This is a genomic window from Nocardia sp. NPDC020380 (assembly GCF_044386975.1).
Classification (GTDB): Bacteria; Actinomycetota; Actinomycetes; order Mycobacteriales; family Mycobacteriaceae; genus Nocardia.
In genome coordinates this window covers 1-1,139 of the sequence record NZ_JBIRVQ010000046.1, presented here as the reverse complement: position 1 = coordinate 1,139, position 1,139 = coordinate 1, and the positions used below count along the sequence as shown (strand labels likewise).

General features: G+C 63.8%; 2 protein-coding genes. Both read left to right on the top strand.

Translation table 11 applies throughout. From position 1 onward, the window contains the following. Nucleotides 1-53 precede the first annotated feature (53 nt). On the top strand, nt 54-395 hold the full coding sequence (locus ACH438_RS46255; protein WP_397017726.1) for a transposase: 342 nt from the start codon (nt 54-56) through the stop codon (nt 393-395). After that, nucleotides 392-1,139: IS3 family transposase (locus ACH438_RS46250; RefSeq protein ID WP_397017724.1), on the top strand; the 748-nt coding region annotated here is incomplete at its 3' end. The genes ACH438_RS46255 and ACH438_RS46250, both read left to right, overlap by 4 nt.

Here is a 1,139-nt window from a genome sequence, read left to right as displayed (position 1 = left end):
CTGGACCACCCCGGGTTTGAGGGAGACCGTTGGATCTGGAGAGGATCGACGGTATGGCAGGCAATCGGAGATACCCGGCGGAGCTGCGGGAACGGGCGGTAGCGCTGGTGTTGCAGTACGAGCGTGAGCAGGGCGAGGCACGGGGCGCGATGGCTCGTGTCGCGCGTGATCTGGGCGTCCACAAGGAAGCGTTGCGGCACTGGGTGAAACAGGCGAAGGCGTTGCGGGCGGCGGTCGATGTGGCTGTGCCGGTTCCGGAGTCGCCGGAGGCCAAAGACGCCCGGATCCGGGAGTTGGAGGCGCGCAACCGTGAGCTGGAGCGGGCGAATCAGATTTTGAAGGCGGCGTCGGCTTTTTTCGCCCGGGAGATGGACCCGCCACCACCGAAGTGGTGAGGTTCATCGACGAGTATCGGTGCGATGGCTCCTTCACGGTGACCGATATCTGTGATGTGCTGGAATTTCGGCAGCAAACGTATTTCGCGGCGAAGAAGCGGGAGCGGGAGCCGTCGCGGCGGGCGGTGCGTGATGCCGAGATTCTGGCGGAGATTCACCGTTTACGAGACGCCGATCGTGGCCGGCGCCGCGATTACGGTGCCCGGAAGATGTGGCGGGAGTTGCTGCGCGCGGGCATCGAGGTGGGTCGTGGCCGGGTGGAGCGGTTGATGCGCGCGAATGGTCTCGCGGGCCTGGTGCCGACGCGACGGCGCCCGCGCACGACGGTGCCAGGGAGTGGGGACCGGCGTCCGAAGGATTTGGTGGACAGGGACTTTCGTGCTCCGGTGCCGAACCAGTTGTGGGTTGCCGACATCACGTATGTGGAGCTCGCAGGGCGCGGGTTCTGTTATGTGGCGTTCGTGACCGATGTGTTCTCGCGGGCGATCGTGGGCTGGCAGGTGTCGGATTCGCTGAAAACGGAATTGGCCCTCGACGCGTTGGAGATGGCGTTGTGGAATCGGCGGGATCGGTTGAGTAGAGCGCTGATTCATCACGGGGATCGCGGTGTGCAGTACACGGCGCTGCGTTACGGTGAACGTCTGGCCGAGGCGGGTATCGCGCAATCGGTTGGCAGTACCGGTGATTCGTACGATAACGCGCTCTCGGAATCGGTGAATTCATTGTTCAAGAAGGAATTGATCG

Excerpts from the sequence above, each read along its gene's own strand:
- ACH438_RS46255 (WP_397017726.1), top strand. The coding sequence starts at position 54 with ATGGCAGGCAATCGGAGATACCCGGCGGAGCTGCGGGAACGGGCGGTA.